The following is an 18,677-nucleotide window of genomic DNA, read 5'->3' on the forward strand; positions in this document are numbered from 1 at the left end:
TTCGCCGCCGTCACGGCGGCCTTGATCACGTTGATCCCGGCGGCCGCACAGCAAGCCAATGCAATCGACCTTCAGGGTCGAGCCGACCAGGGCAAGGTCACCTACGCCAAGAACTGCTCGCATTGCCATGGGCCCAACATGGTCAACTCCGGCACCATCACGCCGGACCTGCGCGCGTTTCCCGACGACAAGGCACGCTTCGTGACCACCGTGAAGCAGGGCAAGAATGGCAAGATGCCGCCCTGGGCCGACATCCTGAGCGAGCAGGAGATCGCCGACGTCTGGGCCTTCCTGTCGAACCGGAGGCCCCAATGAGGGCCCTCGTGACGGCTCTGCTCCTCGCCATGACGGCGGCAGCGCATGCCGCCGACGAGCCGCTCAAAGTATGCCTCGACGAGGATCTCCCGCCGCTGTCGGCGCATCATCGCGGCAAACCGGATGCCGGCTTCGACGTCGCGCTCGCGCAGACCATTGCAGAGCGCCTCGGACGGCCGCTCAAGATCCAGTGGTTCGAGAGCAAGCTCGACGAGGATTCCAGCCCCGCGCTGGAAGCCAATGCGTTGCTGTCGGACGGGCGCTGCTCGCTGGTCGGCGGCTACGCTCTCACCACGGATTCGCTGAAGGTGCCCGGCGTCACGACGGCAAAGCTGCCTGACTTCGACGGAGCGACGCGCGACGATCGCCGTCGGCGGATCCCAATCGGCGTGCTGGTGCCAAGCCAGCCCTACATCTATTCGCCGATGACCATCGTCCTCGGTCCCAAAGCCAAGGACAAGATCAAGGGCCGCAAGATCGCCGATATCGGCGATCTCGCCGGCCTGCGCCTCACGATCGAAAGCGGCACGCTGGGCGATGCCATCCTGATGACCTTCGACAAGGGCAAGCTGATCGAAGACATCACCCATCTCGTTCCAGGGCGCAGCGACCTGCTGGGGGAGCTCGAGCGCGGCGAATTCGACGCAACGCTGCTCGACCTGCGCCGGTTCGACGCTTACCGCGCGAGCCATCCCGACACTGGGATCACCGCCTCCGGCTATTATTATCCGATCGGCGCCAACCGCGGTTACGCCGCACTCGAAACCGACAAGGCGCTGCTGGAAGCCGTCAACAAGGTGCTGTCCGACCTGCAAGCCAAAGGCACCATCGCCGAGCTTGGCAAGGCCGCAGGCCTCACCTGGCTCGCACCACGCGAACCGATCATCCTCGGCGACGTCTGGCTGAAGATCCTGAACCGCTGAGCCACTCGCCCTGCTATTTCAGATAATTGGCCAGGTTCATGCTCTGGATCTTGGCGATCGCCGAATAGGACGCCGTCAGCTGCGCCTGATAGGTCGAAAGCTGCGCCGTCACCGCAGCAACATCGACGCTGGTGAGGTTGGTCGACAGAGTCTTCGCAAAGTTCTGGTAATCGCTCTGGCTGGTGCTGGCGGTCTCGATCTGCGACGCCGCGGTCGAAAGCTTTGCCTGCACCGTGGATGTAGCGTCCAGTGCATTGCTGGCGAGATCGAGCGCCTGCGAGATATCGCTCGACGACAACGTCGTGCTGTTGCCGACGTATTTCAATAGCCGCATGACCTGCTCGAAGGCCGGATTTTCCGCGGTAACGCCGTAGGCAATCGACTGGCTGTCCGAAACGCGCACCGACGCGATCTCGCTGTCGCCTTGGTAGTAACTGGTGTCTGCTGTCGTCAGCGATCCGGTTCCGGTCCCAAAGGTCGACAGATCCGCCGACGCGGTATCAGTGCGGGCGCCGCTGAAAACATATTCGCCGTCATACTGGGTGTTGAGCAGCCCCTGCATCTGCGACATGGCCTGCTGGGCATAGTTGATCACCGATGCCGTCGCCGTGCTGCTGCCGGTGGTGGCTGCGCTGAGCTGGGTCCGAAGCTGCGTAATGATATCGGTCACCGAACCGACCGCCGAATACATCGCCTGCACCTTGTTGTCGGCGAGGTTGCTGGCATCGATATAGGACTGGGCGCGGGTCACCGAGACCTGCAAATTGATCACGCGCCCGGCGCCGGAACCGTAACCACCGAAATCCTCGGATTGCAGCCCGGAGGACTCCTGCACCTGCTCGTTGGCCATCACCGCCTGCACCCGCAGCGCGCTTGATATCATCTGGTCCGACTGTGCGAAGGTGGCAACACGCATCATCATGACAACGCCCTCACACTCAGCTTGAGCTCATCGCGGTCATCAACGCGGAGAACATGGCGTTGATGGCCGTAATGATCTGGGACGCGGCAGCGTATTTGTTCTGCAACGAACTCAGATTCGCACTTTCCTGGTCAAGGTTGACGCCGGACTGCGACGACAGGGAACTCGCATAGGTCGACTGCGCGGTCTGCTTGGCGGTGTAGGCCGCCGACGCCTGGGTCGCCTTGCCGGCGACGTTGGCGACGATCGCAGCCGCATAATCGGTGAAGGAGCCGGTGGTGGCGCCCAGCCCGCCCGCCATGGCGAAACTGGTCGACCCTGTCAGCGTGCTCGAGAGCAAGTTCACCACCGTCGCCGAGCCCGGCGACAGCACCGAGTTTCCGACCGTCAACGTGGATGACGCGTCGAGCGTCGACGTCGGCAGCGCCGCCGTGCCGCTGAGGATGTCGCTGCGCACCGCGATGTCAGAAGCGCCGGTCCCCGTGATCAGGCCGTTGAGCCCGAAATAGTCCGAAAAGCCCTGACCCGAACTACCGACCGAACTCGTCATCTCGTTGATGGCGACGCCGTTGCCGGATCCGGTTGCCGAGATCGACAGATGTCCGTTGGCATCGACCGAAGCTGACAGACCCGAGATACCATTGATCGCGTTAACGAGATCACCAACCGTCGCATAGGACGACAGATCGAGGTCCTTGTAGGACACGAGATTGCCGCTCTTGTCCGCAACCGCGATCCGCACCGTGCCGGTTGCCGACAACGGCGTTGAACTGCTGACGGTGGCTATTCCGGTCAGGCTGACCGGCGGCGGCACCGATGTGCCTTGGTTCGATACGGCATTCACGCTCGAGGCAAGCTGCTCGGCGAGCTCATCGAGCTGCGACTGCGCGGCCGGCAACGTCTGGTCACGCAGGGTAATCAGCGCGCTGACCTTGCCGGAGGAAATCTGCGAGGTGATGTCGACCCCGTTGACGGTGATGCCACTAAAGCTGTTGGATGATCCGGTGCCATACGTCGTCGATGCCGTGACGTTCGACGCCGGCGTATAGCTCAGCGGGTGCGCCGTGCTGTCGACCAGGGCCTGTCCCGAGCCGGTATAGACCTGCAGATCACCGCTCGACGTGGTGAAGTAGCTCACATTCATTTGCGACGCGAGGTCCTGCAGCGCGCTATTGCGCTGGTCCTCGAGATCGGCGGTGGGTTGGCCCGCGGCCGCTTCCTGCTTGATCTGCTTGTTGAGGTCCGAGATCTGCTGCAGATCGGTATTGATGTCGCTGACCGACGAGGCGATGTCCTGGTCCGCATTGGCGCGCAGCTTCTGGATCCCGCTTGAGGTCTGCTGCAGCTGGGTGGTGACCGCGGCGAGCGCGCTGACGGCGTTCGACTGCAGCGACGCACTGCTCGGCGTGCTCGCCAGCGACGACAACGCCGACTCGAACGCCGCAATCGTATTGGCCAGCGAGGTGCCCGTCGTGGCGCTGTCTGCGCTCGACGTGCTACCGTAGAGCTGCTCGAGCTCGGTCAGATAGCTGTTGTTGGTATCGGCGGCGCCAAGATCGGAATCGGCTCCGACCAGAGACTTCAGGAGCAGCTTGTCGACGGCGCTGCTGATGCCGGTGATCGTGACGCCGGTACCGACACCGGAGGTGACGCTGCTGCTCCGGTTGGCGGTCTTCTCGGTATAGCCCTTGGTGTCGGCATTGGAGATATTGGCCGAGGCTACGCTGATCTGCACCTGCGTGGCGGATAGCCCGCTGAATGCGATGCTCCGTGCAATATCGAGCGACGACACGGCCAAATCCCTCCGGCGCCGACCCGATCAGGCCCGCACGTTGGTGCCATAGGACATCGCGGGCGTGACCCGACGGCCGCCGGCCCCATAAGGCGATACGTTGGCGATCTGCTCGCGGATCGCCTGCATGATCGCCTCGATCCTGCGGTTGCTGGCATCGATCGCTGCACGCAGCCGCATCACGTTCTCGTCCATCGCGACCCGAAGCTTCAGGATGCGATCCATCAGCTGCTCACGCAGCACGCGGTCGTTGACGTTGAGATTTGCGGTCTTGCCGACCGCCTCCGCCACACACTGCTCGAACAGGGTGGCGAGCCGGTTCTTCTCGTCGACCTGCTTCAGCCGGGAGGCCGGCAAGCCCTTGGCGAGCTCGACGTTCTCCTCGTTTACGATCGCAATCAGATTGTCGATCAGTGCGATCAGCGACCTGGCGCGCTCATCATTGCCTGCGGGATTGATCTTGATGTTGCGTTCCGGTGTCATGTCATCGCTCCCGTTCAAGCTAGTGTCCGCGACGCAGGGCGCGAACCGATAGTGCGCTGCGCCCGTACGCGGTGATTGCCGTTACCCGGACCGCGGCCCGGTTGAGTTCCTGGTCGAGCCGCGCGCATTCGCGCATGAGCTGATCTCGCAATGTTCCGACGTCGTCGAGCAACGTACGGAGCTGCGCCCGATCGCTCGGCTGAACCGAGGCGGCCCTCGCCTTCAGCCGCTGCAGCCTGACCAGCAAGCGGTCATTCTTCTTTTCGGTCATCATCGCGACACCGCCGAAATCAGCGTATCGAACATCTTGTTGACGGTGGTGATCACCTGCGACGCGGCCGAATAGGCCTGCTGCGCCGAGATCATGTTGGAGAACTGGCCGCTGGTGTCGGTGGTGCTCGATTCCAGTTCGCTGCCGTAGATCGTGCCGGCACCGTTGGTCCCCGAGGTCTGCAGCGTGGCGCTGCCGGAGGCTGCCGTCGCGGAATACATGCCGTCGCTCGCCGCGTTCAATCCGTTGGGATCGCTAAAGGTCGCGACCGCAATCTTGTAGATCGTGATGGTCTGCCCATTGGAGTAGGTGGCATCGACCACGCCGCCCTTTCCGATCGCGATGCTGCTCAGCTTGCCGTAAGGGAGGCCGTCCGACGTGATGCTCGTGAGATCAACGGCTGGCGTGGTCTCGCCCGATGAGTATTGCGTGAGGCCGTCGGTCTTGCCGGCCGTACCGAGATTGAGCGTGATGGCCGTGCCATTGGCGGTGGAGCTGTCGGCCGCACCGTCCTTCCAGCCCGTCACCGAGATTGTTGGCGGGCTCGGAACCGTCGAGGCGAGCGAGCCGTCGCTATTGAAGGTGATATCCACCGTATCGGTGATCGCGTTGGCGCTGGCCGTACTGGAGTCCGATGCGAGCTTCGGCTGCTCAAAGCTGGCCTGCCAGGTATTGTCGGCGGTCTTTTTCCAATCGATCTGAATCGTGCTCGCCGTGCCCAGCGAATCGTAGACCGTCATCGAGCTGTTGAAGGTCGCGCCGACCGCGGCATCGGCCGGCAGATTCGCCGCGACGGTGGTCTTGGTGGTGGCGCTGCCGCTGGTCGAGACCACCTGCGTGTTGATCGGCCCGAGGCTCGCGGCCGAGGCATTGCCGAGGATGTTACCTTGAGCGTCAGTGCGCCAGCCCTCGAGGTAATTGCCGTTGTTGACGAGGTAACCCGAATTGTCGGTGGTGAACGCACCGTTGCGCGTGTACGAGGTGGTGCCGCCGGACGTCGCGTTGCTGGTCACGAAGAAGCCGCTGCCCTGGATCGCGACGTCGGTGGCGTTGGTGGTCGCGGACAGCAAGCCCTGCTGGGTGATGTTGGCGCGGCCGGATACCGTGACACCGCCGGACGTATATGAGGTGGCGCTGTTCGACGCCGTCACCAGATCTTCGAACATCGCCGACGTGGTCTTGTAACCCGTGGTATCGGCGTTGGAAATGTTGTCGGAAATCATTGCCAGCGACTGGCTCTGCGCATTGAGCGCCGAGATCGCCGAGGAAAGAGCACCAGTGAGACTCATGATATTACTCCGGAAGCAATCAGGACGTGACGCCGATGATGTTGGCGGCGCTGACGGGGACGCCGTTCACGAGCAGCGACGGCGTCGAGCCGGAGGCATCGATCCCGGTCACCGTTCCCGTCATCGTGGTGTAGCTAAGCAGCGAGTTTCCGGCGGAGTCGGTCGCGGTCACCTGGATCGTGTACTGGCCGCCGTTGCTGAGCTGGGTGCCGCCCGTGGTCTGGCCGTTCCAGGTGAAGGTGTTTGAGCCCGCGGTTCCGCTCCCCTTGCCGCTCCACACCGTATTGCCCGAGGAGTCCTGGATCGCGATCGCGACGTTGGAAGCGGCCGAAGTGAGCGAGTAGCCGAAGGTCGCAGAGCCGTTGGTCAGCTCCGCCGTGTTCGTCTTCGCTTCGACGGTGTGGCCGATATAGTTGACGGAGTTGAGCGTCACGAGGCTCGAAAACGAGCTCGCGAGCGACGTCATGCTGGCGTTGGTCGACTGCTGCTCGGTGAAGTTGGCGTAGGAGGTGAGCTGGTTGATGAAGTCGGTCGTGCTGGTGGCGTTCAGCGGATCCTGGTTTTGCAGCTCGCTGACGAGCAGGTTGAGGAAATCGGTCGAGCTCATCCCCATCGACGCACTCGACGATGAGCTCGAGGCGGCGGAGGTTGCTGCAGAGGTTACCGAGGAAACGGTCATGACAAGGCTCTCTTCGCCGCGGGCTAGGGCGACGGAACGCGTTGGAACATTGGGATCGTGAAGTCGTTCGCAGATAAAACGGATGACGCGGCGAATTCAGGCGCGGATTCATCCGCGCGGAATCACTTGATTAATCGGCAGAATTTGCCGTGTCGGCCGTGGCCACGAAGACTGCAAACGCGCGCAGGCCGGCCCGCCGCGAAAGCGCGGACCGCAGTAACAAGGAGTGCGGAGAGTTCAGAGCGAGAGGCTGATCGGCAAATCCGGCTCGCCGAGCATCAACACTGGCGGCGCCAACGCGGGCAACAAGCAAAGGGCGAGCAACAGCGCCGGCAGCACCTTGCCGTGCGGTGCGGATTCGCCCGGACCTTGCGCATCGTTCGACTGATCCTCGGACGGGGCTTGCCCCGCGGTCGGCTCTTGGGGCAATTTCTCTTGGGGCAGTTTCGCCGCCGCGGTCACGATGCGGTCGACAAGGCCTTTGGGAGCACGAACCGGCGGCGCCGCGAGCGCGCGTCGTACCGCGCTCGCCTCCTCGTAGAGCGTCCGCGCTTCAACCGAGGATGCGAGGAGCTGGACGGCGGCAAGGCGCTGGTCATCGGGCCAGCGGGACAGATCCTCCCCCAGCCGGTCGATCAGGTCTTCGAATGTCGCAACGTCCATCCCGCGCGCAGATCCAGCCTCGTCGCCAAGGCTGTCATAAAGCATTCGCGGGACGGCGGAAATCAATTTCCGCCGAGGTCGCGTCAGGTCCAGCATGATGTCCGCCGCGCAGCCATTTTCCCACCAGGACGCCTGCCCGGGCGCCCTGCCCCCACCCGGAAAAGCCGCTTCGCCGGGTAATTCGCGCCTTGTCCGCGCTTAGCGGCCGGCGACTGATTCGAGCGTCCTGGCCTTGGCGGCCTTGCCGGCGGTTGCCTCGACGAACTTCCAGGCGTCCCGGAGTTCCGTCAGGCTGGCGATGATGCGCCGGAAATTCTCTTTGGCCTGCGGCCGGCCGTAGGCGCGCAGGCACGCCATGATCAGGGCGTTGTAAGTCCGGTACAGACGATCGGCCATCGCGCCGCCGCGGGTGAAGTCGAGATTGTGGCTCAGTCCGCGCAGGATCGCGGTCGCCCGCGTCAGATAGGTGTGCCCTTCCTCGAAGCGCTTCGCTTCGTGCGCTTCCAGCGCCTTCTGCAGCAACGTGATGGCGCCGTCGCACAGCATCACCACCGCCTTCAACGGCGGAACCGCCACCGCTGCGGATCGATAGGCATTGTTGGCGTGGTAGGCCGTGGCATTCTGGGTCATTATTTACTCGATGATGCGTTCAGGAGGGCGCTCAGGTAGCCCAGCGTGTTGTTCGCGCTTTCGATGGCGGCCTGATAATTGGCGTATTGAACCTGCAGCTGCGCCTTGAACGTTGCCGCATTGCTCTGAATATCGTTGACCTGCGACTGCAGATCGGTGTCGCGCGACTGCAGGTTGGAGATCATGGTCTGGAGTTGACCGCTGGTCCCGGAGCTGGTGTGCGCGAGCTGGTAGAGCTGCGTCGCAAGGCCGGAGGTCGACGTCACGGTGATCGATTGCGAGGTCGAGCCGGTATAGCTGAATGCCATGCCGGCGTAGATCGTGCCCGAATTTCCGATGATCGTATTGCCGACTACCGAAAAGCCGGAACTGTCGCCGCCGACGGAAACGCCGGTCAGCGTGCCGGTCGAATCCACCGCCACGTCGAGCGTGAAGGATTGCGGCGACGTGCCGGTATTGACCACACTGAGCTGACTGGACGAGGTCGTGGTCTGCGCGGACAGCAGCTTGGTGACGCCGGCAAGGTTTTGCGTCAGCACGGTCGACAGCGTGCCGGTATCGAGCTGCAGCTCGTTGTTCTCGTTGAAGGACAGGCCGAGATCGGCCATCGTCATCCCGTTCACTGTCCCGCTGAGCACCTGCTGGAGCTGGGTCATAATATCGCGCATCGTGCTGTCGCCGAACAGCACTGCGCTGGAAGCGGCCGTGCCGTCGGAATTCTGCGCCGACTGCGCGATCACCTGGTCGCGAAACGCATTGTAGTTGGTTACGAAGGTCTGCAGCGCGGACGTGATCTGGCTGGTGTCGGTCTGGATGCTGATATTCAGGCTGGTGCCACTGGGCGTCGGCTGCAGCAGGTTGAAGGTGACGCCCGGGAGCACGTCGGAAATATCGTTGGTGTTGCGGGTGAGCGCGATTCCGTCGAGGGAGAATTCCGCGGATTGCGACTTCTGCAACACGTCGGTGAAGGCCCCGGATGTGTCGGTAACGCCGAGCTTGTTCAGGATATCGTCGCCTGACGTCGACGAATAGGTGATATCGGCGGCGTCCTGGGTCCCAGTCAGCACCATCTCATAGGAGCCGCTCGACACCTGAACGATGGAGGCCTGGATATTGGTGGTCGAGGTCTGAGCATTGATGGTGTCGACGACATCCTGCATCGACATACCGCTGGTGATCGAGATCGCCGTGCTGCCGCCGCCCGCCAGGCCCAGCGAAAACGTGCCGGAGAGGCCAAGCGCCGTCGACATGCTGGCCTGCGAGGAGCCGATCACCTTCTGCGCGGCCGCGAGCTGGGTGATCTGGAGACTGTGATCGCCGGTCGCCGAGCCGCTGTTGACGCTCATGTTGAGCGCCGAAGAGGCGCTGACGTCACCGGTCGACGAGATCGTCGCCGAACGCGTGGCGAACGCGTTGGTGGCGATCGAGTTGATGATCGACGTGCTGAGCGACGACAACCCCGTGGCCAGCGTCGACAGCTCGGTCTGCAGGGATTGGTAGGCGGTGATCTTGGCCTGGTTCGCGGTGATCGACGTGGTGATCGTGGTCGCCTGCGCGAGCTTGGCGTTGACCTCCGCGTCAATCAGGGCAGTCCAGTCGATACTGGCCGAATTGGTCGTGCCGGTCGTTGTCACCGTGCTGGCAGAACTGGCCGACGTCGTACCTGATGTGCTCGAGGTGGCGCTGCTAACCGTCATGTCGACACTTCCGCCGCAATAGGAATCGGGCCGGCATCATGCCGGCCCGATCTGTCCTTCGAATTAGCCGAGCAGCTTCAGCAGGTACTGCGGCATCTGGTTCGCCGCCGTTTCCGCCGAAACCGCGGCCTGGGTCTTCACTTCGGCCGAAGACAGCGTCGCCTGCTCGGCGGCGATATCGACGTCCTTGATCGCCGAATTGGCGGACTGCAGGTTCTGGGTCTGGGTCGAGATCGAGTCGGCGCTGAAGTTGAAACGGGACTCCTGGGCACCGATCTCGGCGCGGGCGGACGACACGGTGTCGATCGCGCTGTCGAGGGCCGACATTGCGCTGGTCGCGCTCGACAGGCTGGAGACGTCGAGCGAGGTCACGCCGAGCGAGGACGCCGTCAGGCTGGTCAGGGTGATCGTGATGGTGTCGGCCGAGGTCGAGCCAACCAGCACCGAGACGCCCGAGGAGAACACGCTCGAACCGTCGAGCAAGCTCTGGCTGCTGTAGCGGGTGCCGCTGGCGATCGAGTCGATTTCGCCCTTGAGCTGCGTGAATTCCGAGTTGATGTAGGCACGGCTGGAGTCGGCCACGGTGCCGGAGGCGGATTCGGAAGCCAGAGACTTCATGCGGGCCAAGATGTCCGAGATGTTGGACGCACCGCCGTCGGCGGTCTGCAGGATCGACGTCGCCTGCGCGGCGTTGGTGGCGGCCTGCTGCAGCGTCGTGATGTCGGAGGAGATGCGGGTCGAGATCGCGAGGCCGGCCGCGTCGTCGGAAGCCGAGGTGATGCGCGAGCCGCTCGACAGCTTCGACAGCGCGCTGGTTTCCTGCATCGAGTTAATGTTGAGGTAACGAACCGCGGAGTTGGCGGCGGTGTTGGTGGAGATTGCGGGCATGAGTAGCTCCTGTGCTGATGGGGCATGGCATGCCGCATCGTGAAAAAGAGAGGTGACGCGGATCCAGCCCCCGTCCGCCCGATCAAACGGATCGGCCGCCGGTGGTCAGGCGCGAAATCTTCAGAAGCCGGAATTTATGGTTAGCAGTCGGTAAATGCGCCGCGCAGGTCGCGCTCGTGCCGCTTGAGCATTTCGCAGCTGTTGCCGCCCGCGCTTCAGCAGCGACTCCACCGCGGCTACGGTCGTGTCCATCACCTCGGCGATCTCGCCGTTGCTCATGTTCTCGTGATAGGAGAGGATTACCGCGACGCGCTGCTGCTCGGGCAGCCGCCGCATCGCGACCTCCAGAAGATTGCCGATTTCGTTGCGCTCGATGACGGTGCTTGCGTCGAGCTGCGTGTCGGCAACCTCGGGCACGACATCGACATTCTCGGTGCGCGGCTTGCGGCGCAGATCGATGCAACGGTTGCTGACGACGCGATAGAGCCAGGTCGAGAACTTGGCGCGGCCATGCTGCCAGCGGCCGCGATGCGTCCACACCTTCAGCATCGTGTCCTGCACCACGTCTTCGGCATCGGCGGCGTTGCCGACGATGCGCAGCGCGATCGCGTAGGCGCGATCGACATGACGTTCGACGAGAGCACGAAACGCCGCCTCGTCGCCGGCGGCAAGGCGGTCGAGCAGTTCCTTGTCCTCGTCCTGGATCTCGACGGTGTCGAGCGGACCCGCATCAGCAACCGTGGGGACGTTGCTCCAGGGGGCAACCGCTTCGACCGGCGCAACCGCGGCCGTCGTGGCCTCGATCTCGGCCGCTGCCGTCATATCAAGCGCGTAACTCATGCCCCGCTCTCCAACCAGCGCCGCTGGCACACATCCCATACGGCTTCTGAGCGTTGAACGGAGGGGCCGAGCAAACCAGGCGAAGTTTTTTCGTTATTTTTCAAATGCTTAGCTGGATTATTTTGCCGACCACCCGGCAAAAGCTGCCGCTGCGCCAAGGCGTGGGGAAAAATTCGACGGGGTTTGGAGCAGTCGTTCAGCATCGTCTCGCATTCTCGCGGGAAAGATCGTCGCGCCGGAAAACGCTGTTGTCACACCAACTAACGCCACGCGAACACATGCATGCGCGGAGCATGCGAGTGATCCATCATCGTTGGTCGCCATCTTGCATTCGACGATTGCGACTAGGCAGTTTTTTCCGAATCACCATTTCGACGTTATCGGATTTTTTGAATCTGTCAGTCGTGAAGCGCGCGTTTTCGAATCTTGCATCAACTTTTTTGAAATGACGCGCCTGATTTGTCTCACGCACGCGTTCAACGCATAAGGACAGGCGGGAATTTTGTGTATGGCGATCATGACGATCGACGCGACGCGTCGAGCGCAGAATGTTTCTGCATGTTCATTCGATGTTTTCGATACATTTCTGTTGCGCGCCTGCACGACGCCGGATGGCGTATTTGAAAGGGTTTTTCAGCTTTCCTACGTTGCTGAAAAATTTCCAGATATGTCTATCAGTTTCGTTCAGCATCGAATCCAGGCGGAAGCGCGTGCGCGCAAGCTCGCGCGCGAGCGTAGCGGATCCACTGAAGTTCGCATCGCCGACATCTACAAGTACTTTCCGTTCAGGCTGTTCGGCCTAAACCGCGATGCGTTGCAGGATCTCGCGCGGATCGAGTTCGAAGCCGAGCTCGAGCTCTGCCGCGTCAATCCGGAAATGCTTGAGCAATATCTGGACATGAAACACAGCGGTTTTCGTGTCGGCTTCATTTCCGACACCTGCTGGAGCACCGACCAGCTCGCGCAACTGCTGCGTTCCTGCAGCCCCGGACTGGCCTGGGATTTCCTCTACGCATCCTGTGATCACGGCAGCAGCAAGAGCGAAGCGCTGTTTGAGACCTATCTCGTCGAGCAAGGCATCGATGCGGCAAGCTCATTCCATGTCGGCGACAATCACAACGCCGACATCAAGAGCGCCCAGCGTCACGGCATCCGCCCGCGCTACTATCCGCAAGCCAGCGCGGCATTGGCCTCGAGGTTTCAGCGCGAAACATCGATCTTCGAATTGCTGTGTCCCGATCAGCCGTCGCGGCTCGATTGCGGCGCCCGCACGTTGCGGCGCGTGGTGACGGCGCGGAGCGCAGAGCATTCTCCCGCTTTCAACCTTGGTGTGACCGTGCTCGGCCCGGTGATGGCGGCGTTCGACGCGTTTATTGAAGCGCGGCGTGCGGCGCTCGCTCGCGACGGCGCGCGGGTTGCGATCGGATTCCTCGGCCGCGACGGTCTGCTGCCGTACCGGGTCCGGCAGGCAAATCACGGTGAGACCGGCGCCTATCTCGAGATCAATCGTCGTGTCAGCCTGGTCGGGTCCGCTGATACGCTTGAGCCTTTATCCGAGCTGCTGAGCCGCGTCGTCAAGATCGACGCGGCGACCTTTGTCGATATCGTCAAGGTGCGGCCACCCGCCGTGATGAAGTTCTTTGCGCAGTATCCCGACGGCATTGCGAGCGGCCGCGAACTGGCCGATGCCCTGCCCGATCTGATGGACCCGCGCGAAATCACCGATATCGCTGCCGGCGTTCGGGCCCGTCTCCTCACCTACCTTCGCGCGCGGATCCGGGATTTCGACGGCTGCACCGATCTGATCCTGGTCGACCTCGGCTATTCCGCAAGCGTGCAGAAGTCGCTGCGGCGCATCTTCGATCGCGAAGGCATTCGCATCCGCCTGCACGGCGCTTATCTGCTGACGCTTGACGATGCCTTTGACGATATCTCCGACGACGACACCGCCGAGGGCTTGATCTCGGATCGCATCGTCACGCCACACGTCAAGCGCATGCTGATCCGCAACGTCGCGTTGCTGGAGCAGCTTTGCTGCTCCGCGGAAGGATCGGCGCGCGACTATCACGCCGGCGAGGTGTTGCGCGAGGGCGATCAACGCCCCGGTGCTCAGCTGGCGCTGGCGGCCGAGGTGCAATCCGGGACGCTGGCCTATGTCTCGCGCGCCCGCGAGCTGGCGCCGCGCTGCGCATTGCAGCCCGACGCGGACCCCACTGTTGCGGCACGCTGGACCGCCGCTGTCCTCGGACGTCTCCTGCTGCTGCCCGAAGATGATGAGCTCGTGCTTCTCGGCGGCATCAAGCATGACGTCAATCTCGGTACCCAGGCGCTGGCGCCGCTGCTCGACGCCAACTTCATCAATGACTGCATCGTTGCGCGCGGCCTGGCGGCGGCCTGCACGGCCCCGGCGCCTCCAATGTGGCTAGCCGGCAGCTTTGCCGCGTTGACGCCCTCGCACGCTTATCTCTACACGCTGTTCGGCGCCAATCGCCTGCCCGCGAACGTGTTCGGCGAGTCTCAATGCGGGACGCTGCAGGTCGGCCTGTTCGGGCGCGACGGTCAGGCGTCGCTGGAAGCCATCAGCATCTATCATACCGGGTTCGGCGACCTCCGCCTGCGAATTCCGCTGTCGCGCCGCATGGCAGTTGCGACCATCGCTCTGCCGCTGGCGAAGCTCACCCGCGGCGGGATGCTCAACGGCATCACGGTCCAGTATGGCGAGAGCGCCGCCAAGGCCGCGGAGAGTTCGAACGCGACGGCGATCGCCGAGGGACGGCTCATCGATGCCGGCCTCGAGAGGCGCGGCCGTCAGTTCAGCGCCACCGCCGAGGACGGTATGCTGCTGATCCCGGTCGATGGATTCGAAGACGATGTTGCGATCTACACGGTCGCGCTGACCACCCTCGACCATGACTGCATTCTTGCAGTCGGGGACCGCGAAGGCAACGCAGCCCCCTCGGCCAAGCTGACCTGGCGCAGCGCCAACGGCACGCCGGCAACCAACGGCAGCTGAATTGTCCGCCTGATCTGGCCGCCTCGCTCGTAGAAGGTTAACGAGGGGTAGCGCGGGCATGATTTTGGCTGACACGGTGCAAGCGGACGGCTTGCAGGCGAATTTCGACCAATTGCTGGCGGCGAACGGCATCCGGATGAACGCCGCACAGCGCCGGCGGCTCGCATGGCTGTCCGAGCGGCTCGGACACGCGGCCGTCCATCAGGCCGGTTCTGTGCCGGCCCGCAACCACGGCGTCATCATCCTGGTTGAGCCGCCGAGCGGCCCCGCCGCCGAGATGCTTTGCCGGTCGCTTCGCGCCGACTGTGCGGTCGTCGTTCCCTTCGGCGAGAACCCCGCCTTCGATTTCCTGAAGTCCAAGCTGACCGACTTCGGGACCATCGGGCCGAGCTTCGAGGGCCCGCACGAGATGTGGTGGGGCGGCCTCAATTGGCGCCCGATCGCTCCCGAGGAAGGCTCGAGGTCCGATCCACCGCTGCGCGTGGTCTGCTGCTATCCCCGGGGATTTGGCGACGACCACGCCCGCGCGCTCCGGGAGAAGCTGGCCGAATTCCGGATCGCCTGCGACATCGCGCCGATCGACACTGCGGATGGCGAGCACATGCGGGCGTCCGAGAAGTCCGCCTTCATGCTGCGGATGTGGGAGCAACACCGCGAGCCGCTGCTCTTCATCGAGGCCGATGCCACGCTCAGCGAGCCGCCGCTGCTGCCGTCATTCCTCAGTTGCGACGTCGCGATCCACAAATGGAATCGGTGGGAGATGTCGGCGCGCACCCTCTATCTCGGCCGCACCGCGGCCGCCGAAGCACTGCTGCGCAACTGGCATCACATCGCGACTGCCTATCCCGCGGTTTGGGAGGGTTACCTGCTCGACCAGGCTTGGAGCCTGACATCGTCGCAGATGGCGCTCGACACTGCCTGGCTGCCGCGCTCGTACCACGCCCCGGCCGGAGACGCCGGCACGCCTCGCCACACGACGGTCGTTCACAATCTGCCCACCGATAACAGCGATCTTGGACCCGACGCCGAATTCGGCGTCGCGATGCGGGCCGCGCGACGCGCCGGCCGCAGCGGGGGGCGTGACGCCATGATCGTGATCAAGTCGCAGGCGGCCTCGAATGACGCGATCACCGTGATCATGCGCGATATCGCGACCAGTGACACGCGCGAAATGGCTGCCAGCATCGAGGCGCTCACCGGCGCGTTCGCCGCTGATTGCGGCGGATTCGGCCGGCTCGAACTCGCGCTCTGCGCCTGGCAGGACGATATCCGCGCGGCGAAGTCGGCAGCGAAAAGCGCGAACAACCGGATCATCGAGATCGCGCCGTGGCAGACATTGCCGGTCGATCTATTCCGCACCGTAGGCCGATCCCGCGATGCCGGCAGCGTCGTCGTCATGGCAGGGCAGCGCGGCTGACGCCGGCAGCACAACTGAATAAGGGAAGGGCATCCACATCATGAAGACCATTATCCTTCTCACGGGCGTCGAAAGCCAGCAATTCGCGCTCACCGAGCTGTTGAAGGCGCACAATCCGGCGCTGTCGTTCCGCTGCGCGGTGACCGCCGAGGACCTCGCAGCGATCGAGCCAGAGGTCTTGCGCGAAGCCCGGCTGTTGGCCTTCACCACCAGCGTCGTCGTGCCGGGTCACATTCTGGCAGCGCTTGGCCACGGCGCCTACAATTTCCACCCCGGCCCGCCGCAATATCCCGGCTGGGCACCGGCGCATTTCGCACTTTATGACGGTGCCCGCACGTTCGGCGCGACAGCCCATGCGATGGCCGCGCGTGTCGATTCCGGCCCCATCGTCGGGGTCGAGTCCTTCATCATTCCCGACAAGATCAGCGTGCGCGGGCTCGAGCAGATCGCTTATGTGCGGCTTGCCCATCTGTTCTGGCGGATGTCACGCGATCTCGCCCGCGATCCCTCGCCACTGAAGGAATTGGAGATCGCCTGGTGTGGCATCAAAAGCACCCGGCAGATGTATCGCGAGATGTGCGAGCTTCCGGCCGGCATTAGCGCCGGCGAGCTGGCGCGCCGGATCCGGGCCTTCCACGACGACTTCCGCGGCATCCCGCTGACCTGCTCGCTGCACGGCATCTGCTTCGAGCTGTCGACGACAGCCACGCAGGCACCCGAGGCGCCGCAGGTGATCTCGCCGCCGCTCGCCGCGGCCTCCTGAGAATTGGCCTCAACCGCGCGTCGCGCGGCCCCGGACCTCGCGGCGCTGCTGCAACAGCGCCCTCACCGCGCGCTCTGCGGCTCGCGCGGAGCCGAAATAGCCGCCATCGAGGCCGTCAAAGGCCCGATCTGAGGAGAAGAAGCAGAAGCCACGGTTATCGCTGACAACGATACCCGCGGTGCGATCCGATACTTCGATGACATAAGCTTGGGACATTTGGGCTTGGGACATGCGTGCTCAATCGCCGAATGGCGGCGCTCCTGTCTGATTGTCGGTGCTTTGGATTTGTCGAAGCGATCAACAACAACAGACGCCGGTTGCCGCCGAGACACAGCGATGCTGCATGCGGCTTCGCATGTCGCACATCAAGCTGCGGTGGTTATGTCTCATTGCGGTGACCTTGAACAACACGGATATCGCGCATCAATATCCGGCCGAAGCTCGTGGCGGTCAATGAAATGGCTGTCCAAAGATGACGGCCCGGCGCGACGCCTCATTCGCGACGAGCGGAAAAACAGTACAGTTTTTGTGGTACCGGTTGCAGACTGCTGAATTGGCCCGGCACCGACCATCCTGGTGCCCGGCCAATTTTCCTCAAGGCAGGATCGGCGGGTGATAGGTGAAAGTCGCCATCAGGATCGCGGCCAGCAGCATCACGATCGGGAAGTGGATGAAGAACTGCATCGACGTGTAGCCGATCAGGTCCTTCGACTTCAGGCCGAGAATGCCGAGCAGCGGCAGCATCCAGAACGGGTTGATGAAGTTCGGCAGCGTCTCGGCGATGTTGTAGACCATCACCGTCCAGCCGAGATGCGCGCCGATATCGTTGGCCGCCTTCATGATGTAGGGCGCTTCGATGATCCACTTCCCACCGGCCGACGGCACGAAGAAGCCGAGCAGCGCCGAATAGATTCCGACCAGAAACGAAAACACGGTGGAATTGCTTGAGGCGCCGACGAACCAGTGCGCGATCGTGTCCGATAGCGTCGTGCCGCTGCTGTTCGGCACCTTGGTCAGGATCTGCGCGATGCCGGCGTAGAACGGAAACTGCAACAGCACGCCGGAGACGCTCGGCATCGCCTTCGAGAAGGACTCGATCAGGCTGCGCGGGCGCCAGTGCAAGACGATGCCGAGAATGAGGAAGACGAAATTGTAGGTGTTGAGCCCCGACAGCGTGATCAGCGGATTGCCCGACTGGAACGTCTGCCACAGCCAGCCGCCAGCAAGGAGGGCGATCAGGATCGTCAGCAGCGGGCTGAACTCCAGCCAGTCGCCCGGACGGGCCGGCTTCCTGGCTTCGATGCGATCATCGCCAAGCGCAACGCCGAGGTCTGCCGCCGTCTTCGTTTGCTCTGCCACCGGCGTCGTGAAATAGCAGATCGCCGCCGACACGACGCTCACCATCGCGACGGTGACCATATTCTGCCAGGTCAGGATGGTTTCCGAGAAGCCGATCACGCCGGTGATCGGCAGAAGAGATGCAGGAATGCTGCCGGCATTGGCCTGGAGCTGTGCGGCGGAGGACGTGATGCCGAGGGTGAAGCCGCAACCGAGCCCGAGATAGCCGGCCGCGCCGGCCGCCCGATAATCGAGCCGGATGTCCGTGCGCCGCGCGATCTCCCGCACCAAGAGACCGGAGAAGATCAGGCTCAGGCCCCAGTTCAGCAGCGAGAGAAAGATGCTGAGCATCCCGACAAAGACCACCGCGCCGCGCCCGGTCTTCGGCACGCTCGCGAGCCGCGCAAGCACAGCCGCCACCGGCGGCGACATCGCCACGACATAGCCGCCGATCGCGACCAGTGCCATCTGCATCGTGAAGGGAATCAGGTTCCAGAACCCGTCCCCAAACGCTCGGCTGACTGCGAGCGGCGAGCCGCCATGCAGGATCGCGCCTGCCGCAACCACAATCACCGCGATCAGGACGAAGACGTAGGCATCCGGAAACCAACGCTCCGCGAACGACACCAAGGCTTGCGAAAATCGCGCCACGATGTTGTCCGCGACGGGTTTTCGCAGGCCCACGGTTTGATCGTGCATTGCATTCGTCATCAATATGATCCCCTTCCGGTAATGCGGTTACAGCCTTCAGTGC

General features: G+C 63.3%; 17 protein-coding genes and 1 pseudogene. 5 read left to right on the top strand and 13 right to left on the bottom strand.

What is annotated here, in order from left to right; all coding sequences use genetic code 11:
* The first annotated feature begins 21 nt into the window (after positions 1 to 21).
* The gene (locus ABIB78_RS07700) at positions 22 to 315 is read left to right on the top strand and encodes a c-type cytochrome (RefSeq protein WP_429024032.1); all 294 of its coding nucleotides are present in this window, start codon (positions 22 to 24) and stop codon (positions 313 to 315) included.
* On the top strand, positions 312 to 1,238 hold the full coding sequence (locus ABIB78_RS07705; RefSeq protein ID WP_429023271.1) for a substrate-binding periplasmic protein: 927 nt from the start codon (positions 312 to 314) through the stop codon (positions 1,236 to 1,238). Before ABIB78_RS07700 ends, ABIB78_RS07705 begins: the two co-directional genes overlap by 4 nt.
* 13 nt (positions 1,239 to 1,251) lie before the next feature.
* Here the strand turns inward: ABIB78_RS07705 and ABIB78_RS07710 are convergent, their stop codons facing one another.
* The 11 genes and pseudogenes from ABIB78_RS07710 to ABIB78_RS07760 all read right to left on the bottom strand — a co-directional run bounded on the left by ABIB78_RS07710 (position 1,252) and on the right by ABIB78_RS07760 (position 11,392).
* Positions 1,252 to 2,160, bottom strand: coding sequence for a flagellin (locus ABIB78_RS07710; protein ID WP_429023272.1), 909 nt, complete (start codon positions 2,158 to 2,160; stop codon positions 1,252 to 1,254).
* A gap of 16 nt (positions 2,161 to 2,176) precedes the next feature.
* Positions 2,177 to 3,952, bottom strand: coding sequence for a flagellar hook-associated protein FlgK (flgK, locus tag ABIB78_RS07715; protein WP_429023274.1), 1,776 nt, complete (start codon positions 3,950 to 3,952; stop codon positions 2,177 to 2,179).
* A gap of 27 nt (positions 3,953 to 3,979) precedes the next feature.
* Complete coding sequence (locus ABIB78_RS07720; RefSeq protein WP_429023277.1) at positions 3,980 to 4,435, bottom strand: flagellar protein FlgN; 456 nt, start codon at positions 4,433 to 4,435, stop codon at positions 3,980 to 3,982.
* Positions 4,436 to 4,454: 19 nt separating this feature from the next.
* Complete coding sequence (locus ABIB78_RS07725) at positions 4,455 to 4,706, bottom strand: hypothetical protein (protein WP_429023279.1); 252 nt, start codon at positions 4,704 to 4,706, stop codon at positions 4,455 to 4,457.
* Positions 4,706 to 5,995, bottom strand: coding sequence for a flagellar hook protein FlgE (flgE, locus tag ABIB78_RS07730; protein WP_429023282.1), 1,290 nt, complete (start codon positions 5,993 to 5,995; stop codon positions 4,706 to 4,708). Before flgE ends, ABIB78_RS07725 begins: the two co-directional genes overlap by 1 nt.
* 19 nt (positions 5,996 to 6,014) lie before the next feature.
* Positions 6,015 to 6,674, bottom strand: a complete 660-nt coding sequence (locus ABIB78_RS07735) for a flagellar hook assembly protein FlgD (protein ID WP_429023284.1) — start codon at positions 6,672 to 6,674, stop codon at positions 6,015 to 6,017.
* A 237-nt stretch (positions 6,675 to 6,911) separates the two neighbouring features.
* On the bottom strand, positions 6,912 to 7,433 hold the full coding sequence (locus tag ABIB78_RS07740) for a hypothetical protein (protein ID WP_429023287.1): 522 nt from the start codon (positions 7,431 to 7,433) through the stop codon (positions 6,912 to 6,914).
* A 102-nt stretch (positions 7,434 to 7,535) separates the two neighbouring features.
* Entirely contained in the window at positions 7,536 to 7,967 is a 432-nt protein-coding gene (gene fliS, locus ABIB78_RS07745; RefSeq protein ID WP_429023289.1) for a flagellar export chaperone FliS, read from the bottom strand.
* On the bottom strand, positions 7,967 to 9,664 hold the full coding sequence (fliD, locus tag ABIB78_RS07750) for a flagellar filament capping protein FliD (protein WP_429023291.1): 1,698 nt from the start codon (positions 9,662 to 9,664) through the stop codon (positions 7,967 to 7,969). The genes fliS and fliD overlap by 1 nt, the downstream gene beginning before the upstream one ends.
* Before the next feature lie 63 nt (positions 9,665 to 9,727).
* Positions 9,728 to 10,552 carry a flagellin gene (locus tag ABIB78_RS07755; RefSeq protein ID WP_076859051.1) on the bottom strand — a complete coding sequence of 275 codons (825 nt, stop codon included), beginning with the start codon at positions 10,550 to 10,552 and terminating at the stop codon, positions 9,728 to 9,730.
* 140 nt (positions 10,553 to 10,692) lie between these two features.
* Positions 10,693 to 11,392: pseudogene (locus ABIB78_RS07760) on the bottom strand (RNA polymerase sigma factor).
* A 508-nt stretch (positions 11,393 to 11,900) separates the two neighbouring features.
* Between ABIB78_RS07760 and ABIB78_RS07765 the strand changes: the two are divergent.
* From ABIB78_RS07765 to ABIB78_RS07775, 3 genes are read left to right on the top strand one after another with little or no spacing between them, the layout of a single operon-like run.
* Complete coding sequence (locus ABIB78_RS07765; RefSeq protein WP_429023293.1) at positions 11,901 to 14,405, top strand: hypothetical protein; 2,505 nt, start codon at positions 11,901 to 11,903, stop codon at positions 14,403 to 14,405.
* Between the two features lie 58 nt (positions 14,406 to 14,463).
* Complete coding sequence (locus ABIB78_RS07770) at positions 14,464 to 15,822, top strand: hypothetical protein (RefSeq protein WP_429023295.1); 1,359 nt, start codon at positions 14,464 to 14,466, stop codon at positions 15,820 to 15,822.
* Between the two features lie 37 nt (positions 15,823 to 15,859).
* Positions 15,860 to 16,585, top strand: coding sequence for a formyltransferase family protein (locus ABIB78_RS07775; protein WP_429024033.1), 726 nt, complete (start codon positions 15,860 to 15,862; stop codon positions 16,583 to 16,585).
* Positions 16,586 to 16,594: 9 nt separating this feature from the next.
* Here ABIB78_RS07775 and ABIB78_RS07780 read toward each other — a convergent pair whose 3' ends face one another.
* Together ABIB78_RS07780 and ABIB78_RS07785 are read right to left on the bottom strand one after the other, a co-directional pair.
* Positions 16,595 to 16,816, bottom strand: coding sequence for a hypothetical protein (locus ABIB78_RS07780; protein WP_429023296.1), 222 nt, complete (start codon positions 16,814 to 16,816; stop codon positions 16,595 to 16,597).
* A gap of 363 nt (positions 16,817 to 17,179) precedes the next feature.
* Complete coding sequence (locus ABIB78_RS07785; protein WP_429023298.1) at positions 17,180 to 18,634, bottom strand: short-chain fatty acid transporter; 1,455 nt, start codon at positions 18,632 to 18,634, stop codon at positions 17,180 to 17,182.
* Positions 18,635 to 18,677: the final 43 nt, after the last annotated feature.

The organism is Bradyrhizobium sp. I1.14.4, from assembly GCF_050435825.1.
Lineage (GTDB): Bacteria > Pseudomonadota > Alphaproteobacteria > Rhizobiales > Xanthobacteraceae > Bradyrhizobium.